Source organism: Tateyamaria sp. syn59 (genome assembly GCF_007995245.1).
Classification (GTDB): domain Bacteria; phylum Pseudomonadota; class Alphaproteobacteria; order Rhodobacterales; family Rhodobacteraceae; genus Tateyamaria.
In genome coordinates this window covers 37,629-55,610 of sequence record NZ_VCBA01000002.1, presented here as the reverse complement: position 1 = coordinate 55,610, position 17,982 = coordinate 37,629, and the positions used below count along the sequence as shown (strand labels likewise).

Below are 17,982 nucleotides of genomic sequence, written 5' to 3'. Positions count from 1 at the left end.
TCCTATGATGCCCGCGCCATCCGCTTGCGTTCATGCGGATCCAGATACCGCTTACGCAGCCGCACTGCGTTGGGTGTGACTTCGACCAGCTCGTCGTCATCAATATAGGCAATCGCCTCTTCCAGCGACATTGTGACAGGTGTGGTTAGGCGTACGGCTTCGTCCGAACCCGACGCGCGTACGTTGGTCAGCTTCTTGCCCTTGAGCGGGTTCACCTCCAGATCGTTGTCGCGGCTGTGTTCGCCGATGATCATGCCGGTATAGACGTCTGCTTGCGCTCCGATGAACATGCGCCCACGCTCTTCCAGGTTCCAGAGGGCGAAGGCGACGGATTGACCGTTTTCCATCGAAATCAACACACCAGCGCGACGGCCCGGGATCGGTCCCTTGTGCGGCGCCCACTCGTGGAACACGCGGTTTAGCACGCCAGTGCCGCGCGTGTCGGTCAGGAATTCGCCGTGATAGCCGATCAACCCGCGCGACGGGACATGCGCCACGATCCGTGTCTTGCCTGCACCGGCGGGCTTCATCTCGACCAGGTTGCCCTTGCGCGCGCCGGTCAGCTTTTCGATGACAGTGCCCGAGTATTCGTCATCCACGTCAATCGTTGCTTCTTCGATGGGCTCGTGGCGCACGCCGTGGATCTCCTGGAACAGGACCTGCGGGCGTGAAATGCTCAACTCGAACCCTTCGCGACGCATGTTTTCGATCAGAACGCCCATCTGCAGTTCGCCGCGTCCGGCCACTTCAAAGGCGTCGCCGCCTGGCGTGTCGGTGATTTTGATGGCGACGTTCGATTCCGCCTCTTTCATCAGACGGTCGCGGATGACGCGGGATTGCACCTTTTTGCCATCACGACCCGCAAGCGGTGAGTCGTTGATGCCGAAAGTCACGGTAATGGTGGGCGGGTCGATAGGTTGCGCCGGCAGGGCGTCGTTTACCGACGTGGCCACGATGCTGTCCGCTACGGTTGCCTTGGACATGCCTGCCAGCGTGACAATGTCACCTGCTTCTGCAAGGTCGATTGGCTGCTGGCCCAGGCCGCGGAAGGCGAGAATCTTGGTGCAGCGGAAGTTTTCGATCAGCGTGCCGTCCCGCGATAGCGCTTTTACCGTTTCACCTGCTTTCAAAGTGCCGGATTCGACCCGGCCCGTCAGGATGCGGCCGATGAACGGATCAGAGCCGAGGGTCGTGGCCAACATGCGGAAGGGTTCATCCTTGGCATCCAACTGTTTCGGCGCGGGCACGTGGTCCACGATCAGGTCAAAGAGCGCCGACAGGTCCTTGCGCGGCCCGTCCAGTTCCATATCCGCCCAGCCGGATCGGCCCGATGCGTACATGGCAGGGAAGTCCAGTTGGTCGTCGTCAGCGCCCAGGTTTGCGAAGAGGTCAAAGCACTCGTCCAGTGCGCGGTCGGGTTCGCCGTCAGGCTTGTCCACCTTGTTCAGCACCACGATGGGGCGCAGGCCAAGCGCCAGCGCCTTCGACGTCACAAACTTGGTCTGAGGCATTGGACCCTCAGCCGCATCGACCAGCAGGACAACACCGTCCACCATCGACAGGATGCGCTCCACCTCGCCGCCGAAATCAGCGTGGCCGGGGGTGTCCACGATGTTGATGCGCGTGCCTTTCCATTCCACGGACGTCGCCTTGGCCAGAATGGTGATCCCGCGCTCGCGCTCAAGATCGTTACTGTCCATCGCCCGTTCGGTCGTGGCCTGGTTGTCGCGGAACGTGCCCGACTGCTTCAGCAGCTCGTCCACCAGCGTGGTCTTGCCGTGGTCAACGTGTGCGATGATGGCGATGTTGCGCAGATCCATAAAACAAGCCTCAATGATTGTTGCCCGGCCCATATAGCGCCGCAGTGCAGAAAGGAACCCCCCAAGGCGCCTCTAGTGCGTCGCCGTTTTCGAGAAGAGCTGGATCACCACAATCCCACCGATGATCATGGCGAGCCCCAGCACTGCAGGCATATCAAGCCGCTGGCCGAAGATGGCAAAGCCGATAAGGGCAATCAGCACGATGCCAAGCCCCGACCACAGCGCATAGGCGATACCCACCGGAATGTACTTCAGTGCGATGCCGAGGAAGTAAAAAGCAAAGCCATATGCCACAACAACCAGAACCGTTGGACCGACCCGCGTAAACTGACTGCTGGCCTGCAGCGCGGTCGTGCCAATGGTTTCCGCGGCGACGGCCACGATAAGGTAGATGTAGTGCAGGGGCATCTGGGACGTCCTTCAAAGGGGCAGCGCGGTGCTGTCCTTAATCTCTTCCATAACAAAACTGGCCGATACATCCGCAATCGGCACTTGGCTGATCAATTGCTGATACAGCGCATCATATCCATCCATGTCAGGTACACGTGCGCGGATCAGATAGTCCAGATCGCCCGTCATGCGGTACACGCTCAGGATCCCCGGAATGGTGCAGGCGGCCCGCTTGAACTGCGCGTGCCAGTCGGGGTCATGGTTGTGCATTTTGAGTTGCATAAACACCATCAGGCCTAAGCCCACCGCCTTGGCATCGACCAGAGCCACGCGCGACGTAATTGCACCAGCTTCCTCCAGCGATTTCACCCGGCGCCAACACGCATTGCGGCTTAGCCCGACATCTGCGCCGAGCGTTTCCAGCGATTGCCCCGCATCGCGCTGAAGCGCATTCATTATTTTTACGTCGATTGCATCAAAAGTCATCTTACTTCTCCGAAGGGCGGGATAATCTCATCTAAAAACTGCTCTACTGGGAGGTATTTGGGAACATTTACCACTCGCTGTGCCGTACCGTCATGACAAATAAGCACGAGGCCCCATGTTTACACGTATCTTTCTGAGCCACCCGCGCAGCGTGGATGAGACCTATGTTCAACACGCTGTTTTTGCAAGTAGATTTGCAGCGCAACTGGCGTTGGCAGCAGGCGCAGCAGCTGTCCATGCCCTTGTGCCGTCGCTGTTTGAGAAGACGGCCAGCCAAATGATTGCCAGGATGCACGCCACGATCCAAGACCGTGGTGGGTCAGGTGGCGATGTATCTGTCCCGGCGGTGGTTGAATGTAATGATCATATTCAAAATGACTGCACCCAGCAGTGACCACCCCACCACGCTGAGTGGAAACAGCAGGGCTGCAACGGCAAAGATCACGGCGTCAGAGATCAGCTGCACGTAGCCTGCCTTGAACCCGGTCTTGTCTTGCACCAGCAATGCAACGACCCCAAGGCCGCCAAGCGATCCGTTGTGCCGGAACATCGCAAGCAGGCCGGTGCCCACGGTCGCGCCAAAGATCACGGCGCCCAGCGCTGGATGGAGCGTGTCGATGGTAAAACCGAACGGCAGCAGGTCTGCGATCAGCGATAGCGCCGTAACGGACACAAGCGATTTCACCGTGAACTCCAGCCCAAGACGCCGGTAGGCCAGCACATAAAAGGGCAGGTTGATCACAAAAAACACCGCGCCAAAGGACCAGCCCGTCATATAACTGGTGATGACAGCAATGCCTGCTGTTTGTCCGGTGATCAGGCCAACATGCGTCAGGAAGTGCATCCCAAGGCCGCAGAGAAATACGCCTAGCCCAAGGCCCTGTGCGTCATCCAACGCGGTGTGCCGCACCTTGGTTTCATCAATTGTCACCATGCGGCCACAGCTAGGACAGCGCCGCATTAACTTCCAGTCGCCGCAGTGTGGCAGCAGGCCTGCGCATCGCGGGCCTACGCCATGTGCATGGATTTTGCGCGGATCAGCCCGCCAAAGCGGCGTTCAGGTTCTCATCGATCTTTTCAAGGAAACCCATCGTCGTCAGCCAGCCCTGATCAGGGCCGACGAGCAGGGCTAGATCCTTGGTCATATGACCGCTCTCCACGGTCTGCACAATGACCTTTTCCAGCGTTTCGGCAAAGTTCTTGAGGGCCGCGTTGTCGTCCAGCTTGGCCCGATGCTTTAGTCCGCCAGTCCAAGCATAGATCGACGCGATGGAATTGGTGGAGGTCTGCTCGCCCGCCTGGTGCTGGCGATAATGGCGGGTGACGGTGCCGTGGGCGGCCTCGGCCTCAACGATCTTGCCATCGGGGGTCATCAGCTGGCTGGTCATCATGCCCAAACTGCCGAATCCTTGCGCCACTACGTCAGACTGCACGTCGCCGTCGTAGTTCTTGCAGGCCCAGACAAAGCCGCCATTCCATTTGATCGCACAGGCGACCATGTCGTCGATCAGGCGGTGTTCGTACCAGATATTCTTGGCCTCGAACTGTTCCTTGAACTCGGCGTCATAGACCTCTTGGAAAATCTCAAGGAAGCGCCCGTCGTATTGCTTGAGGATGGTGTTTTTGGTCGAAAGATACACTGGCCAGCCGAGGTTTAGCCCGTAGTTGAAGGAGGCGCGCGCGAAGTCGTAGATCGATTTGTCGATGTTATACATGGACATGAACACGCCCGCGCTATCGGCCTTGTAGACCTCGTGTTCAATCTCCGTCCCGTCCTCGCCCACGAACTTCATGGTCAGCGTGCCCGCGCCCGGGAATTTCATGTCCGTCGCCTTGTACTGGTCGCCAAAGGCGTGGCGGCCCACGACGATTGGCCGGGTCCAGCCGGGAACAAGGCGTGGCACGTTGCGGCAGATGATCGGCTGGCGGAAGATCACACCGCCGAGGATGTTGCGGATGGTGCCGTTCGGGCTGCGCCACATCTTCTTAAGGCCAAACTCTTCGACCCGCGCCTCATCCGGCGTGATGGTGGCACATTTGACGGCCACGCCCACTTCCTTCGTCTTTTCCGCGGCATCGATGGTGATCTGGTCCTCGGTCCTGTCCCGTTCCTCGATCCCCAGATCGTAGTAGAGTAAATCAACGTCCAGATAGGGCTCAATCAGCTTCTTCTTTATGAAGTCCCACATGATGCGGGTCATCTCGTCCCCGTCCATTTCGACGATGGGGTTCTCTACCTTGATCTTGCTCATGGGGGGTCCTTTGCGCACAGGTGTAGCTTGCGCGTCGCTTAGCGTCTCAGGACCGGTTTGGAAAGAGTGTATGCAATGGTATACAAATAAAAAGTGATCTATGAAACCGACGCGAAGAACGCAGCGATGCGTTCGCAGGCATAGGCCCACAAACCGGGCGCTCCGCGCTCGATCTTGGTGCCGACACGGGCGGCGACCATGTCCTCGGTCACGTTGTAGTCGGTCCAGCTGCCACCGCCCGAGGCGAGGTTCAGCATCGGCGGTTGGAACCGGTCGAGCGCACGCGCGAATTGCGCAGTTGGGGTAAGGGCCGCTTCGAACTCCTCCCAGATCGGCCGCAGGGCCGTTGCGATGTCTGCGGGCAGCAGGCCAAAGATGCGGTCGGCGGCTTTTTGTTCCTTGGCCGCGACATCGGCAGCATCGAAGTTTTCGAATATGGGTGTGTCGCCCGCGTCAATCTCGACCAGATCATGCAGGATCAGCATCTTGATGACGCGGTTGATGTCCACATTCGGTCCAGCCTGATCGGCCAGAACGAGGGCATAGAGCGTGAGGTGCCAAGAATGCTCGGCGCTGTTCTCGGCCCGGCTGCCATCTGCCAGGGTCGTTGCGCGGTTGACCGATTTCAGCTTGTCCGCCTCGTTCAGAAAGGCGATTTGTTGGTCGAGCCTCGTCACTCGGACCCCTGCGCGGCCCTGTGCGCCTTGATCTTCTGGGCAAGGAACCGGCGCCCCTGATCATTGGCCATCCGTGTGCGGATCGCTGTCAGGAACGCCTCTTCCAATGTTTGCGACGACGCGCCCAGCACGTCGCCGACTTCCATGAACAGCCGATCGTTCCCGATCTCGTTCTGCACGGCAAGGCATTCCTCGGCCAGTTTGTTGGCCATCTCGATGACGACGGGGTCGGCCATGTTAGCGGGTTGTCTCGGTCAAACGCCGTTTGACGTAGTCGGTCGTGTTGCTAATCAGCGTGTCGAGATGCGGCTCTTCAAAGAAGTGGCCTGCACCTTCAACCTGCGTGTGGGTGATCGTGATGCCCTTCTGATCATGCAGCTTGGACACCAGTGATTCCGTGTCTGCAGGCGGGGCCACACGGTCGTTTGTGCCGTTGATGATCAGGCCAGAAGATGGGCAGGGCGCCAGAAACGAAAAGTCGTACATGTTGGCGGGGGGCGAAACCGAAATGAAGCCGGTGATTTCGGGCCGGCGCATCAAAAGCTGCATACCGATCCACGCGCCAAAGCTGAAGCCCGCGACCCAGCAATGCTTGGAATTGTTGTTCATCGACTGGAGGTAGTCGAGGGCCGAGGCTGCGTCGCTCAGCTCACCAATGCCCTGATCGTACTCGCCCTGGCTGCGACCAACGCCCCGGAAGTTGAAGCGCAAAACCGTGAAGCCCATGTTGAAAAACGCATAGTGCAGCGCATGCACCACCTTGTGATTCATCGTCCCGCCGAATTGCGGGTGTGGATGCAGCACGATGGCGATGGGGGCGTCACGCTCTTTTTGAGGGTGGTAGCGGCCTTCCAGGCGGCCTTCGGGTCCGGGAAAAATGACCTCGGGCATATGCGGTACTGTCCTTGTCGCGTCTTTTCGGCATCCGATTTCTTGACGGAATTGATCGGTTACCTTAGAACGGTTCTAACTTAAGGCGCAGGCATACATCCTGCAGTGGTCACGGATGTATGGGTTTGGGCGGGTAACGTCAATTGGGGGCTTTGCGATGAAACTGTCGACGAAAGGGCGCTACGCGATGGTGGCACTTGCGGACATCGCCATGCAGCCCGTGGATAAGCTGGTGAGCCTGAGCGATATCTCCGGCCGGCAGGACATTTCGCTACCGTATCTGGAGCAGCTTTTCGTCAAGCTGCGGCGGGCCGATCTGGTGGTGTCCGTGCGTGGGCCCGGTGGCGGATATCGCCTCGCGCGGTCGGCTTCTGAGATCCGCGTGGCCGATGTGTTGGCTGCCGTGGATGAAAAGGTGGATGCGATGCACAAGGGGGCGGGTGCCTCTGGAGCCGCGTCCGGATCCAAGGCGCAGTCACTGACAAACCGCTTGTGGGAGGGGCTGAGTGCGCATGTCTATGTGTTCTTGCACCAGACGAGATTGTCGGACGTGATTGCAAATGATCTGGCGCCTTGTCCGGCGGTGCCCAACCTCTTTGCGGTGGTCGATGATGCTTGATGCCCGAGGGGGCCAGCCCCCGTCGCTGGCGCGACTCCCCCGGCATTTTTTTTGAAACAGGGAAGTGATGGGCCGGGTCTATCTGGATCATAACGCAACGACACCCCTGAGGCCCGAGGCGCGGGAGGCGATGCTGCGCGCCATGGATGTTGTGGGCAATCCGTCGTCGATTCATGCAGAGGGGCGGGCGGCGAAGGCGATTGTCGAAAAAGCGCGTGGGCAGATATCAGAGGCTCTAGGTGCCTCTGGTGCCGATATCGTGTTTACGGCAAGTGCGACGGAGGCCGCGGCGCTCGCTTGCGCAGGCCGGTCACTGCATGGCGCTGAGGTTGAGCATGACGCAGTGGGCGCTTGGGTCGATCCTGTTTTGTGCGCGGATGCTCAGGGTCTGGTTGCCACTGTGACGCCGGCTGCATCCACATTGCAATACGCCAACTCCGAAACCGGTGTGGTGCAGGATGTGCCGCGAGGGTTGGCGCTGAGCGATCTGACGCAGGGCTTTGGCAAGCTGCCCTTTGGTTTCGACTGGCTGGGGATCGAGATGGGGCTGATCTCGGCCCACAAGCTGGGCGGGCCGAAGGGTGTTGGTGCGCTGGTCCTGCGCCAAGGGCTGGATGTGCAGGCGCAGGTGCGCGGCGGTGGGCAGGAAATGGGGCGCCGCTCCGGCACCGAAAACGTCATTGGCATCGCTGGATTCGGGGCTGCGGCCGAGGCCGCGCAGCGTGATATTGCGGACGGAAAATGGAGCCGTGTCGAGAAACTTAGAAATATTCTAGAAAACGCTCTTGCTGCCGCCTCAAAGACAACTATTTTTGTCGGGAAAGGCGTGCGACGTCTGCCAAACACCTCCTGTTTCATCACGCCCGGGTGGAAGGGCGAGACACAGGTGATGCAGATGGATTTGGCGGGTTTCGCCATCTCGGCGGGCTCTGCCTGCTCGTCTGGCAAGGTGAAGGCAAGCCGGGTACTGGGCGCCATGGGGTATTCGGAGCTTGAGGCCTCATCCGCCGTGCGGGTGTCGCTCGGGCTTGAGACGACAGAAGACGATGTGATGCGCTTTGCCGAGGTTTGGGCGCAAAAACTGAAGAAACACTGGTGCCGGGCGGCGTGAACCGCTCAGATGCGAGAGGAAAGTCTGACATGGACAATGTTGTAGAAGATGTGGTCGTCAAGGACGGCGTCGATCAGGAAACAGTCGATGCCGTGCGGGACGTCAGCACGTATAAATACGGCTGGGAAACCGACATCGAGATGGAATATGCCCCCAAAGGGCTGACCCCGGACATCGTGCGCCTGATCTCGGAAAAGAATGAAGAGCCGGAGTGGATGACCGAATGGCGTCTGCAAGCCTACGAGCGCTGGCTGCAAAAGGAAGAGCCCGACTGGGCGATGGTCGACTACCCGGAGATCGACTTTCAGGATCAGTATTATTACGCCCGTCCCAAGAGCATGGAAGTGAAACCGAAGTCGCTGGATGAGGTCGATCCCAAGCTGCTTGCCACCTATGAAAAGCTGGGCATTCCGCTGAAGGAACAGATGATCCTTGCCGGTGTCGAGGGGGCCGAAGATGCGCCTGCCGAGGGCCGCAAGGTCGCTGTGGATGCGGTGTTTGATTCCGTGTCGGTTGGCACGACCTTCCAGGCTGAACTGAAGAAAGCGGGCGTGATCTTCTGCTCGATTTCCGAGGCCATCAAAGAGCATCCCGAGCTTGTGAAAAAGTATCTTGGCTCGGTCGTTCCGGTGTCGGACAACTTCTATGCGACGCTTAACAGCGCGGTTTTCTCGGACGGATCGTTTGTCTACGTCCCGCCCGGTGTGCGCTGCCCGATGGAATTGTCGACTTACTTCCGTATCAACGCCGAGAACACCGGCCAGTTTGAGCGCACGCTGATCATTGCGGACAAAGGCAGCTACGTGTCCTACCTAGAAGGTTGCACCGCACCTCAGCGGGACACGTCACAGCTGCACGCCGCCGTGGTCGAAATCATCATCGAAGAAGACGCCGAGGTGAAGTACTCGACCGTTCAGAACTGGTATCCCGGAGACGAGAACGGCAAGGGCGGCATCTATAACTTCGTGACCAAGCGCGCCGACTGTCGCGGTGACCGGGCCAAGGTGATGTGGACACAGGTCGAGACCGGATCTGCCGTGACCTGGAAATACCCGTCCTGCATCCTGCGCGGCGATGACAGCCAGGGCGAGTTCTACTCCATCGCCATCGCAAACAACATGCAGCAGGCGGATACCGGCACCAAGATGGTGCACCTGGGCAAGAACACCAAGTCACGGATTGTGTCCAAGGGGATCAGTGCCGGTAAGGCGCAAAACACCTATCGCGGGCTGGTTTCGATGCACCCCAAGGCGAAGGACAGCCGCAACTACACGCAATGCGACAGCTTGTTGATCGGCGACAAATGCGGCGCCCACACGGTTCCGTATATTGAGGTCAAGAACAACTCGTCCCGTGTGGAACACGAGGCGACGACGTCCAAAGTGGATGATGACCAGCTGTTCTACTGCCGCAGCCGTGGCATGGACGAGGAAGAGGCCGTGGCCCTCGTCGTCAACGGCTTCTGTAAAGACGTGCTGCAAGCGCTGCCCATGGAGTTTGCGATGGAAGCGCAGCAGTTGGTCGCCATCTCCCTCGAAGGTTCAGTGGGCTAGCAGATGTCCGGCGAGCAAAAATCCCGATCCGCCTTCGTGACCATGGCCTTGTCCGTGCTTTCGGGTGCGGCCTTGGGCGGCGGGTTGGGTGTTGCTGTGCTACCGGATTTTGCTGCGGCCCTGGCCATTGGCGGTGCGATGATGACAGGTGCCATCGCGGTTGCATGGATGTTGTTTCAAGATGGATGACTACGGGTCCAACATCGAGGGGAATGCGCGCATAGGCGCACACGACCTCTGGGCGCTGAACTGGTGCAACACGCGCAACACTAATAATCACTCTCAAGCCATCATCCAAACCAACAGACAATCAATACAAGCACTTGCGGACATACAGGCGAGGAAAAAATGATCGAAGTGAGCGAACGCAAATCGATCAAGCGTCACACTGTCTCTGACCTCGATGGCACGCAGCAGGGCGGGCTCGCCTTTGTTATTGCAGTGTTGGGCGGAATGATTGCGGCCGCGTCTTTGGCGCCCGGTGCGCTCACATCGTTTTGGGTCTGGTGCGTGCTGCTGTTCATGGCGATCACGGTGGGCTTGGGCGTTCAGCAACTCTTTTCCCGTGAGACGGTGGAGGATGCGGAATGACCGAGACACCCACCCACAAGAGCGGAGCCTGACCCGATGGCACCAGACACGCCACGCAAACCCGGCATTGCCCGCTTTGGCCATCATTGGCGTTTGGCGCAGGAAACCCGAACGCTCACCATGCTCATTCTGGGCCACGTGATCGTCTTTCTGCTGTCTATTGGACATGACGAGATCGTGGCCGAGATGGTCGCGGATGGTTGGATCTTTGCCCGTTTTGCCGAGCAATTCGAGCTTCTCTTCGGTCTTGTTCTGTTCGTGTGCTGGGGCGCATTGACCTACCGGCTGATGACGATGCTGCAACGCGCACGAGCCGGTGACTGCGTCTGCCCCCGTTGCAATCAGCGATGCGGGGACCCGGAATGATCAAGACCACCGGATAGTGGACGGCTCAGTGTAAACGGCCACTGCCCACGACAGAGCCATCAAATTGAAATAACGCGCGGTATCGCGCAGGACGAGGAACGTATCATGTTGAATATCAAAAACTTGCACGTGCAACTGGAAGAAGAAGACAAGCAGATCCTAAAGGGCGTTGACCTGACCGTCGAGGCGGGCAAGGTGCATGCGATCATGGGACCCAACGGATCGGGCAAGTCCACACTCAGCTATGTGCTGTCCGGCCGCGACGGGTACGAAGTGACCGGCGGCGAAGCGACGCTGGATGGAGAAGATCTGCTCGACATGGAGCCTGAAGAGCGTGCCGCAGCGGGCCTGTTCCTCGCCTTCCAATACCCGGTTGAAATCCCTGGTGTGGGCAACATGACCTTCCTACGCACCGCCGTGAACGCGCAACGCAAGGCGCGCGGGGAAGAGGAACTGAGCGCGGCCGACTTCCTCAAGATCATCCGCGAGCGGGCCAAGGCACTGAAAATTGACGCCGACATGCTGAAGCGACCGGTGAACGTAGGCTTCTCGGGCGGTGAGAAAAAGCGCAACGAGATCCTGCAGATGGCGATGCTGGAACCCAAGATGTGCATCTTGGACGAAACCGACTCCGGCCTTGACGTTGATGCGATGAAGCTGGTTGCCGAAGGTGTGAACGCCCTGCGCAATGAAGGGCGCGGGTTCCTTGTGATTACCCACTACCAGCGTCTGCTGGATCACATCAAACCCGACGTCGTGCACATCATGGCGGATGGCAAGATCGTCAAAACCGGCGGGCCGGAACTGGCACTTGAGGTCGAGAACAACGGCTACGCCGACATTCTGGCCGAGGTGGCGTAATGGGCGAAGCTGCAACCAAACCAAACCCGACCGAGGACCGGTTGGCGACGCTGTCCATGCCCGAAAACGGTTGGGCGGATGCCGCACGCAAGGCTGCTTTGGCCCGCGTGCGTGAAATGGGCTTGCCGGGTCGTCGCGACGAATACTGGAAGTTCACGCGCCCGGACACGTTGGTGCAAGCGGACGCACCTCAGGCGGCCCTTTTTCATAATGAAGAGGGCCCTCTGTTCGGTGAGATGGATCGGCTCAAGATCGTGTTTGTCGACGGTGTGTTCGATCCCAAACAATCTGACGATCTGACGCTTTCGGGTGTGCGCATCGACCGCTTGGCTGACAGCGCAGACATCCACTGGGCCTCCGACCTTTACGGTGCGCTTGAGGCGAACGGTCACTACGTGCCACGCCCGTTGGCTGCGCTGAACACGGCCTATGCTACAGACGGGGTTTTGATCCACGTAACGGGCAAGGCGGAGAAGCCGATCAACTTCATTTACTTGCACGAGAATGAAACGTCGGATGCCATTCTGCACCATGTGGTTAAACTGGACCCCGGCGCCGAACTCACTTTGCTTGAAACCGGCCCCGCGGCGGCGCGGTTCAACAAGTGCATGGAAGTGGACGTGGCCGACACCGCCAACTTCCACCACGTGCGCGCGCAGGGACGCGATCATGAACGCCGGGCCGCGACGCATATCTTTGCGCGCCTTGGCACTGAATCGGTGTTCAAAACCTTCACGCTGACCGTGAACGGGCGCCTGACCCGCAACGAATGCGTGGTTGAGTTGACCGGTGACGATGCGGTGGCGCATGTGGCTGGAGCCTGCGTGGGCGACGGTGATTTCCACCACGACGACACCGTATTTGTCACCCATGATGCGCTGCGCTGCGAAAGCCGGCAGGTGTTCAAGAAGGTGCTGCGCAACGGCGCTGTCGGCGTGTTCCAGGGTAAGATCTTGGTCAAGGAAGGTGCTCAGAAAACAGACGGCTACCAGATCAGCCAGTCGCTTCTGCTGGACGATGACAGCCAGTTCCTCGCCAAGCCCGAGCTTGAGATCTATGCCGATGATGTGGCCTGTTCGCACGGCTCGACCTCGGGTGCCATCGACGAAGAGGCGCTGTTCTACCTGCGCTCGCGCGGCGTGCCTGCCAATGTGGCGACCGACTTGTTGACGCTCGCCTTCCTCGCTGAAGCGGTGGAAGAGATCGAAAACGAGACCCTGCGCGATGCGCTTGTTGAACGCCTGCAAGGCTGGCTGGAGCGGCACCGAGGCTAGGCCATGGCGATCACACGGAACATCGGCGCCACCTATCGGGGGCCTGGTCGTGTCGTGCGGCAACTCCTTTCGCTGGGCGAGCGGGAGGACCGCGCGCTGGCCTACCTCATGGCGTCTTGCGTGCTAATCTTTATCGCGCAACTGCCGCGTCTGGCGCGCGAGGCACATCTGACGGGCGAAGACCTGAACATGCTGATGGGCGCGTCACTTATGGCGCTGATCTTCATCGCGCCGCTCTTGTTCTATGCGATCGCACTTTTAGCGCGTGTCGTCGGGCGCGTCTTTGGCGGCACGGGCACGGCTTACGGTGCACGGTTGGCGCTGTTCTGGGCTCTGCTGGCATCGTCGCCGCTGATCCTGCTTCATGGTCTTGTGTCCGGCTTTATAGGGCCGGGCATGGAAAAGCAGGCTGTGGGCCTCATCTGGTTTCTCGTTTTCATGTGGTTCTGGATCGGTGGATCCATCGCTCAGGAGCGTTCGGAATGAGTGCTGTGTCAGACCTCGCCGTCGATACGCTGCGCGACCCCAAGCAGGTGGCAGCCCAGATCATCGGATGGCAGTTGGATCGGGCGACGCTTTATACGGCCTTGTTTGCGGTGGCTGCGGTGAACGCCGTACTGGCCTCGGCGCCGGTTGTGCTGTTCGATGGGCAGGTGGACGCCGCCGCGCGCGCGGCCATGCCCATTCTTGGGTTGCTCGAACGGCCCATCGCGCTGTTTGCGATCATCGCTGGCGGGCTGCTGGTAATGGTACACGGTCTGGTCTGGGCCGGTCGGGCTTTGGGCGGGCAGGGCGAATTTACTGACATGCTGGCGCTTCTTACCTGGCTTCAGGCACTGCGCGCCGCTGCGCAGCTTCTGGTTCTGGTGCTGAGCATGGTGGTTCCGGCCATCGCCGGGTTGGTTGCGTTGGGTGTGGCAATTGTAGCCTTCTGGCTGCTGTTGCACTTCATCAGCGCAGCCCTACGCTTCGACTCGCTCTTTCGGGCTTTCGGCCTTTTGCTTGTGGTGCTGGCAGGCCTGTTTATTGGATTGATGATGCTTGTGACGCTGACCGGCGTGACGGCAGGAGGATTGTGAGATGTATGATGTGAACGCCATCCGCGGGGACTTTCCGATCCTGTCGCGAGAGGTGAACGGGAAGCCGCTGGTCTATCTCGACAACGGCGCGTCGGCGCAGAAGCCGCAAGTGGTGATTGATGCGATTTCCAAGTCATATTCCGAAGAATATTCGAATGTTCACAGGGGTTTGCACTACCTTTCTAATCTCGCGACTGAGAATTACGAGGCGGTCCGCGGCAAGCTCGCCCGGTTTCTGAACGCAGCCTCCGAAGATGAGATCGTGATGAACTCGGGCACGACCGAGGGTATCAACATGGTCGCCTATGCCTGGGCCATGCCGCGGATGGAGGCGGGCGACGAGATTGTCCTGTCGGTCATGGAACATCACGCCAACATCGTGCCCTGGCACTATCTGCGCGAACGACAGGGTGTGGTGCTGAAATGGGTCGATGTGGACAGCACTGGCGCGCTTGACCCGCAAAAGGTCATTGACGCTGTCGGCCCCAAGACCAAGCTGGTTGCCGTTACCCATATGTCCAACGTGTTGGGCACCAAGGTGGACATCAAGACGATCTGCGAAGGTGCCCATGCCAAGGGCGTTCCGGTGATGGTCGATGGCTCTCAGGCGGCGGTGCATATGCCGGTGGACGTGCAGGATCTGGGCGCCGACTTCTACGCCATCACGGGTCACAAACTCTATGGTCCGTCAGGCTCTGGTGCCATCTATTGTAAAGCCGAACGGATGGCAGAGATGCGTCCGTTTATCGGTGGCGGCGACATGATCAAGGAAGTCAGCAAGGACGGCGTTGTCTACAACGACCCACCCCATAAATTCGAGGCGGGCACGCCCGGCATCGTACAGATGATCGGCTTGGGTGTCGCGCTGGATTACATGATGAGCCAGGGGATGGACGCCATCGCGGCGCATGAGGATTCTCTCCGGGACTACACTGTAGAAAAACTCGGCGGTCTGAACTGGTTGCAGGTGCAGGGCACGACGCCGGACAAGGGCGCGATTTTTTCGTTCACTTTGGACGGGGCCGGGCACGCGCACGATATCTCGACGATCCTCGACAAGAAGGGGGTCGCGGTGCGTGCGGGGCAGCATTGTGTTGGGCCACTGATGGAGCATATGGGGTTGAACGCGACATGCCGCGCGTCGTTTGGGATGTACAACACCAAGGAAGAAGTGGACGTGCTGGTTGACGCGCTGGAGTTGGCGCACGATCTGTTCGCTTGAACCGTTCCCCTTTAGGGAAGACCATGCTGGAGACTGTGTTGCAGTTTGGCGCGACAAATCTGATCAGTCGGTGTTCCGATTACTCAAAGGGCCGTTTACCTCTCATAGCAAGGACATGTCATTTTGATAGCGGGTAACTCCTGTCCCGAACCAAAATCCATGCTGAGAGATCCGTTCGCGCGGAACCCGAGCGACGCATAGAATGCCCGCGCGGCGTAACTGCTTTCCAGCACGACAAGTGAGATGTCGCTTGTTGATATGCGCGTGAGGACAGCGTTGAAAAGCTGCGTACCAATCCCGCGTCGTATGGCATCCGGTGCTACGTACATCCCCCAAAGGTAAGCGGTGTCGCCACGTTCTGCTGCCATCACAGTGCCGACCATGCGCGGGTTTTGGCCCCGGTTGTGGTCAAGTGCTGCAAGAGCCATACCATCCGGTGCCAAAAGGCCCAGGTCCGGCGCGTCGAGTGTCGCGAGAAGGTTTTCGAACTGTTGAGCGCTCAAAAGCGGCCCGTAAGCCGCGCGCCAACACCGCGCAAGGTGGAGGCGCGCGGCATCGTGGTCTGATCTTTTGAGATCCCGAATAAGCGTCATGCGCGTTTGAGCACTCGCCCTTCAAGTGGATGGTGGAAATGGCGGACCGTAGAGGATTCGAACCTCTGGCCTCTGCCTTCGGAGGGCAGCGCTCTATCCAGCTGAGCTAACGGTCCATTGAGGCGCGGTATAGCGGTGCCACCCGCGCCCTGCAATTGCTAAATCGTAAGGCACGGGGGGTGCTCCGCGCCTTGGTCCGTCAGAGCGAGATGCGGAATTGCGCAAAGCCATCGGGGCCGTCGCCTGCCGGTTCGATTGTGACCCCTTTGACGTCGTCGATGTAGTCCTTGGCCTTGGGTCCGGTTTCGAACAACACGCTTGTGCCGTCCAGCGGCGCAAAGGACCAGTTGGCGTCGGCGCGGGGGCTGATCGTGCCCTGTTCAACGATGTAGCGTACGATCACGTCGCGGTTGGTGTCGGGCCCTTCGAAGATGACCGTGTCGCTGTTGGCGCCCGGGAAGTTGCCGCCGCCACCCGCGCGGTAGTTGTTGGTGGCAATGATGAATTGTGCCGCAGGGTCAATTGGTTCGCCGTTGTACTTCAGGTTAATGATCCGGCCGGCATCCGCGTTGATGACCGCGCCGTCGCTGTCAAATTTGGACGGCTGACTGAGGTCGATCTGGTACGTCACTCCGTCGATCACGTCGAAATTGTAGCTCGGGAAATCGGGGTTCAGGAGGGGCGCGTCGGTGCTGCCGGGTTCGATCTGATTGAACATACCTGCAGAGCGTTCGAGCCAGTCCTTGACCTGTTCGCCCGTGACCAGAACCGCGCGCGCGGTGTTGGGATATAGGTAGAGGTCGGACACGTTCTTGATCGCGACATCGCCCTTGGGCACATCGGTGAAATACTCCGGACCTCCGCGACCACCTGCCTTGAACGGGGCGGCGGCCGACAAGATTGGCAGCCCCTCGTATTCAGTGCCCTGCATCATCTGGGCGATGTACCAGCTTTGGGCTATCGACACGATCTGAACTGACGGGTCGTCAGCGACGAGGGCAAAGTAGCTGTGCAGTGGCGCGTCTGTCTTGCCCACCGCGCGTCGGACATAGACCAAGGTGGCGTCGTGTTCGTCCTGAACGCTGTCGAGCACCTCTTGATTGTCTTCGACCAGCGCAGTGACAGAGCGGTCTTCATTTCGTTGAGAGATGGGTCGAGCTTCGGACCCAAAGCCTGTGATCCGCCAGTCAGAGCCGTCGCGTTCAAGCATCAGGTCGATGACACCAAGATGCGAGCCCCAGAACCCGCCCATGGCGGCCGGTTTGCCGTGTATCGTGCCCGCAGCAACGTCAACGGCGGGCATGTCGGCGTAGGTGTTAGAGGGGAAGACCTGGTGGTGGTGGCCTGTCAGGATTGCGTCGATTCCGTCCACAGCGGCGAGGGGGACAGAGGCGTTTTCCATGCCGTCCGTGTGGTCTGCTGCCCCGATGCCCGAGTGGTTGAGCGCGATGATGATGTCAGCGCCTTGCTCCTTCATCAGCGGCACGAGCGTCTTGGCCGTGTCCACGATATCACGGGTTTGCACGCTGCCCTCAAGGTGGCGGCGATCCCAGGTCATGATCTGGGGCGGGACAAAGCCGATGAGGCCGACCTTTATCGGGTGGATGTCGCCCGCACCATCGGTAACCGTATGGTCGAGGATGACGAAGGGGGGCAGGAGGGTTGTGTCAGCGGACGCGTCGGCACCCTGTTTGGTGGAGACATTGGCGCAGACGACGGGGAAGTCGGCGCCCGCGAGCGACTTCATCAGGAAGTCCAGGCCGTAGTTGAATTCGTGGTTGCCCAAGGTGGCCGCGTCAAAGCCCACGGTGTTCATCGCGGTGATGATCGGGTGGGAGTCGCCCTCTTTCATGCCGCGTTCGTAGGCGATGTAGTCTCCCATCGGATTGCCCTGAAGGAAGTCTCCATTGTCGATCAGCATGGAGTTGGTGGCCTCCGCCCGGATGCTTTCGATGATGGACGCGGTGCGCGACAGGCCCACCGTGTCGCGGGGGCGATCAGCGTAATAGTCGTAAGGAAAGACGTGGACGTGCAGGTCAGTGGTTTCCATGATCCGCAGGTGTGCTTGGTTGGTGCTGGCGCGCAGCGAGAACGGATGCATGGCCGCAAAGGTGGCCGTTGTCGCCAGAAATTTGCGGCGCGAAATCAGGTGTGTCATATGGGTCCCCCGGGATATCAGATCGTTTCACGCTAGGCG

At 59.5% G+C, this 17,982-nt stretch carries 22 protein-coding genes and 1 tRNA gene; 12 read left to right on the top strand and 11 right to left on the bottom strand.

The genetic code is table 11. From position 1 onward, the window contains the following. Positions 1-2: 2 nt before the first annotated feature. From typA to FD715_RS03600, 3 genes are all read right to left on the bottom strand, one after another. Positions 3-1,820 (bottom strand): translational GTPase TypA, encoded by a 1,818-nt coding sequence (gene typA / locus FD715_RS03610; RefSeq protein ID WP_147105393.1) that lies wholly within the window; start codon positions 1,818-1,820, stop codon positions 3-5. Positions 1,821-1,892: 72 nt separating this feature from the next. After that, positions 1,893-2,228, bottom strand: a complete 336-nt coding sequence (locus FD715_RS03605; protein WP_147105390.1) for a multidrug efflux SMR transporter — start codon at positions 2,226-2,228, stop codon at positions 1,893-1,895. 12 nt (positions 2,229-2,240) lie between these two features. Then, positions 2,241-2,696 (bottom strand): Lrp/AsnC family transcriptional regulator, encoded by a 456-nt coding sequence (locus tag FD715_RS03600; protein WP_147105385.1) that lies wholly within the window; start codon positions 2,694-2,696, stop codon positions 2,241-2,243. 115 nt (positions 2,697-2,811) lie between these two features. Here FD715_RS03600 and FD715_RS22735 point away from each other — a divergent pair, with 115 nt between their 5' ends. Beyond that, positions 2,812-3,090 carry a DUF6356 family protein gene (locus FD715_RS22735; RefSeq protein ID WP_370455337.1) on the top strand — a complete coding sequence of 93 codons (279 nt, stop codon included), beginning with the start codon at positions 2,812-2,814 and terminating at the stop codon, positions 3,088-3,090. On the opposite strand, the gene FD715_RS03590 is transcribed toward FD715_RS22735, so the two are convergent. The 5 genes from FD715_RS03590 to FD715_RS03570 form a co-directional block, all read right to left on the bottom strand. Continuing rightward, positions 3,016-3,630, bottom strand: coding sequence for a YitT family protein (locus FD715_RS03590; RefSeq protein ID WP_147105382.1), 615 nt, complete (start codon positions 3,628-3,630; stop codon positions 3,016-3,018). The two genes, FD715_RS22735 and FD715_RS03590, sit on opposite strands and share 75 nt — an antisense overlap. A 103-nt stretch (positions 3,631-3,733) precedes the next feature. Then, complete coding sequence (locus FD715_RS03585; RefSeq protein ID WP_147105379.1) at positions 3,734-4,948, bottom strand: NADP-dependent isocitrate dehydrogenase; 1,215 nt, start codon at positions 4,946-4,948, stop codon at positions 3,734-3,736. A 98-nt stretch (positions 4,949-5,046) separates the two neighbouring features. Beyond that, complete coding sequence (locus FD715_RS03580) at positions 5,047-5,625, bottom strand: HD family hydrolase (RefSeq protein WP_147105377.1); 579 nt, start codon at positions 5,623-5,625, stop codon at positions 5,047-5,049. Continuing rightward, positions 5,622-5,861 (bottom strand): hypothetical protein, encoded by a 240-nt coding sequence (locus FD715_RS03575; protein WP_147105374.1) that lies wholly within the window; start codon positions 5,859-5,861, stop codon positions 5,622-5,624. The genes FD715_RS03580 and FD715_RS03575 overlap by 4 nt, the downstream gene beginning before the upstream one ends. A 1-nt stretch (position 5,862) precedes the next feature. Then, on the bottom strand, positions 5,863-6,516 hold the full coding sequence (locus FD715_RS03570) for an alpha/beta hydrolase (protein WP_147105370.1): 654 nt from the start codon (positions 6,514-6,516) through the stop codon (positions 5,863-5,865). Positions 6,517-6,673: 157 nt separating this feature from the next. Here FD715_RS03570 and FD715_RS03565 point away from each other — a divergent pair, with 157 nt between their 5' ends. The 11 genes from FD715_RS03565 (at position 6,674) to FD715_RS03515 (ending at position 15,192) form a co-directional block, all read left to right on the top strand. After that, positions 6,674-7,135, top strand: a complete 462-nt coding sequence (locus FD715_RS03565; protein ID WP_147105366.1) for an Rrf2 family transcriptional regulator — start codon at positions 6,674-6,676, stop codon at positions 7,133-7,135. A gap of 67 nt (positions 7,136-7,202) precedes the next feature. Beyond that, positions 7,203-8,246: a cysteine desulfurase family protein gene (locus FD715_RS03560; protein ID WP_147105363.1), complete on the top strand. Its 1,044-nt coding sequence runs from the start codon at positions 7,203-7,205 to the stop codon at positions 8,244-8,246. Positions 8,247-8,275: 29 nt separating this feature from the next. Beyond that, positions 8,276-9,799 (top strand): Fe-S cluster assembly protein SufB, encoded by a 1,524-nt coding sequence (sufB, locus tag FD715_RS03555; protein WP_039687801.1) that lies wholly within the window; start codon positions 8,276-8,278, stop codon positions 9,797-9,799. 3 nt (positions 9,800-9,802) lie between these two features. Beyond that, positions 9,803-9,988 carry a hypothetical protein gene (locus tag FD715_RS03550; protein ID WP_147105360.1) on the top strand — a complete coding sequence of 62 codons (186 nt, stop codon included), beginning with the start codon at positions 9,803-9,805 and terminating at the stop codon, positions 9,986-9,988. A gap of 159 nt (positions 9,989-10,147) precedes the next feature. Continuing rightward, a complete protein-coding gene (locus tag FD715_RS03545; RefSeq protein ID WP_147105357.1) occupies positions 10,148-10,390 on the top strand; it encodes a hypothetical protein in 243 nt (80 codons plus the stop codon). A gap of 36 nt (positions 10,391-10,426) precedes the next feature. Beyond that, positions 10,427-10,756 (top strand): hypothetical protein, encoded by a 330-nt coding sequence (locus FD715_RS03540; protein WP_147105354.1) that lies wholly within the window; start codon positions 10,427-10,429, stop codon positions 10,754-10,756. Positions 10,757-10,861: 105 nt separating this feature from the next. Continuing rightward, positions 10,862-11,617 carry a Fe-S cluster assembly ATPase SufC gene (gene sufC / locus FD715_RS03535; RefSeq protein ID WP_147105351.1) on the top strand — a complete coding sequence of 252 codons (756 nt, stop codon included), beginning with the start codon at positions 10,862-10,864 and terminating at the stop codon, positions 11,615-11,617. Next, complete coding sequence (gene sufD, locus FD715_RS03530) at positions 11,617-12,891, top strand: SufD family Fe-S cluster assembly protein (protein WP_147105348.1); 1,275 nt, start codon at positions 11,617-11,619, stop codon at positions 12,889-12,891. The genes sufC and sufD overlap by 1 nt, the downstream gene beginning before the upstream one ends. A gap of 3 nt (positions 12,892-12,894) precedes the next feature. Then, positions 12,895-13,377: a YIP1 family protein gene (locus FD715_RS03525; protein ID WP_147105345.1), complete on the top strand. Its 483-nt coding sequence runs from the start codon at positions 12,895-12,897 to the stop codon at positions 13,375-13,377. After that, positions 13,374-13,970, top strand: coding sequence for a YIP1 family protein (locus FD715_RS03520; protein WP_147105342.1), 597 nt, complete (start codon positions 13,374-13,376; stop codon positions 13,968-13,970). The genes FD715_RS03525 and FD715_RS03520 overlap by 4 nt, the downstream gene beginning before the upstream one ends. A gap of 1 nt (position 13,971) precedes the next feature. After that, entirely contained in the window at positions 13,972-15,192 is a 1,221-nt protein-coding gene (locus FD715_RS03515) for a cysteine desulfurase (protein WP_147105339.1), read from the top strand. A gap of 95 nt (positions 15,193-15,287) precedes the next feature. Here FD715_RS03515 and FD715_RS03510 read toward each other — a convergent pair whose 3' ends face one another. The 3 genes from FD715_RS03510 to FD715_RS03500 all read right to left on the bottom strand — a co-directional run bounded on the left by FD715_RS03510 (position 15,288) and on the right by FD715_RS03500 (position 17,943). After that, the gene (locus FD715_RS03510) at positions 15,288-15,695 is read right to left on the bottom strand and encodes an N-acetyltransferase (RefSeq protein WP_189799402.1); all 408 of its coding nucleotides are present in this window, start codon (positions 15,693-15,695) and stop codon (positions 15,288-15,290) included. A gap of 129 nt (positions 15,696-15,824) precedes the next feature. Beyond that, positions 15,825-15,901 (bottom strand) — tRNA-Arg (locus FD715_RS03505). Positions 15,902-15,984: 83 nt separating this feature from the next. Beyond that, positions 15,985-17,943 (bottom strand): bifunctional 2',3'-cyclic-nucleotide 2'-phosphodiesterase/3'-nucleotidase, encoded by a 1,959-nt coding sequence (locus FD715_RS03500; RefSeq protein ID WP_147105334.1) that lies wholly within the window; start codon positions 17,941-17,943, stop codon positions 15,985-15,987. Positions 17,944-17,982 lie beyond the last annotated feature (39 nt).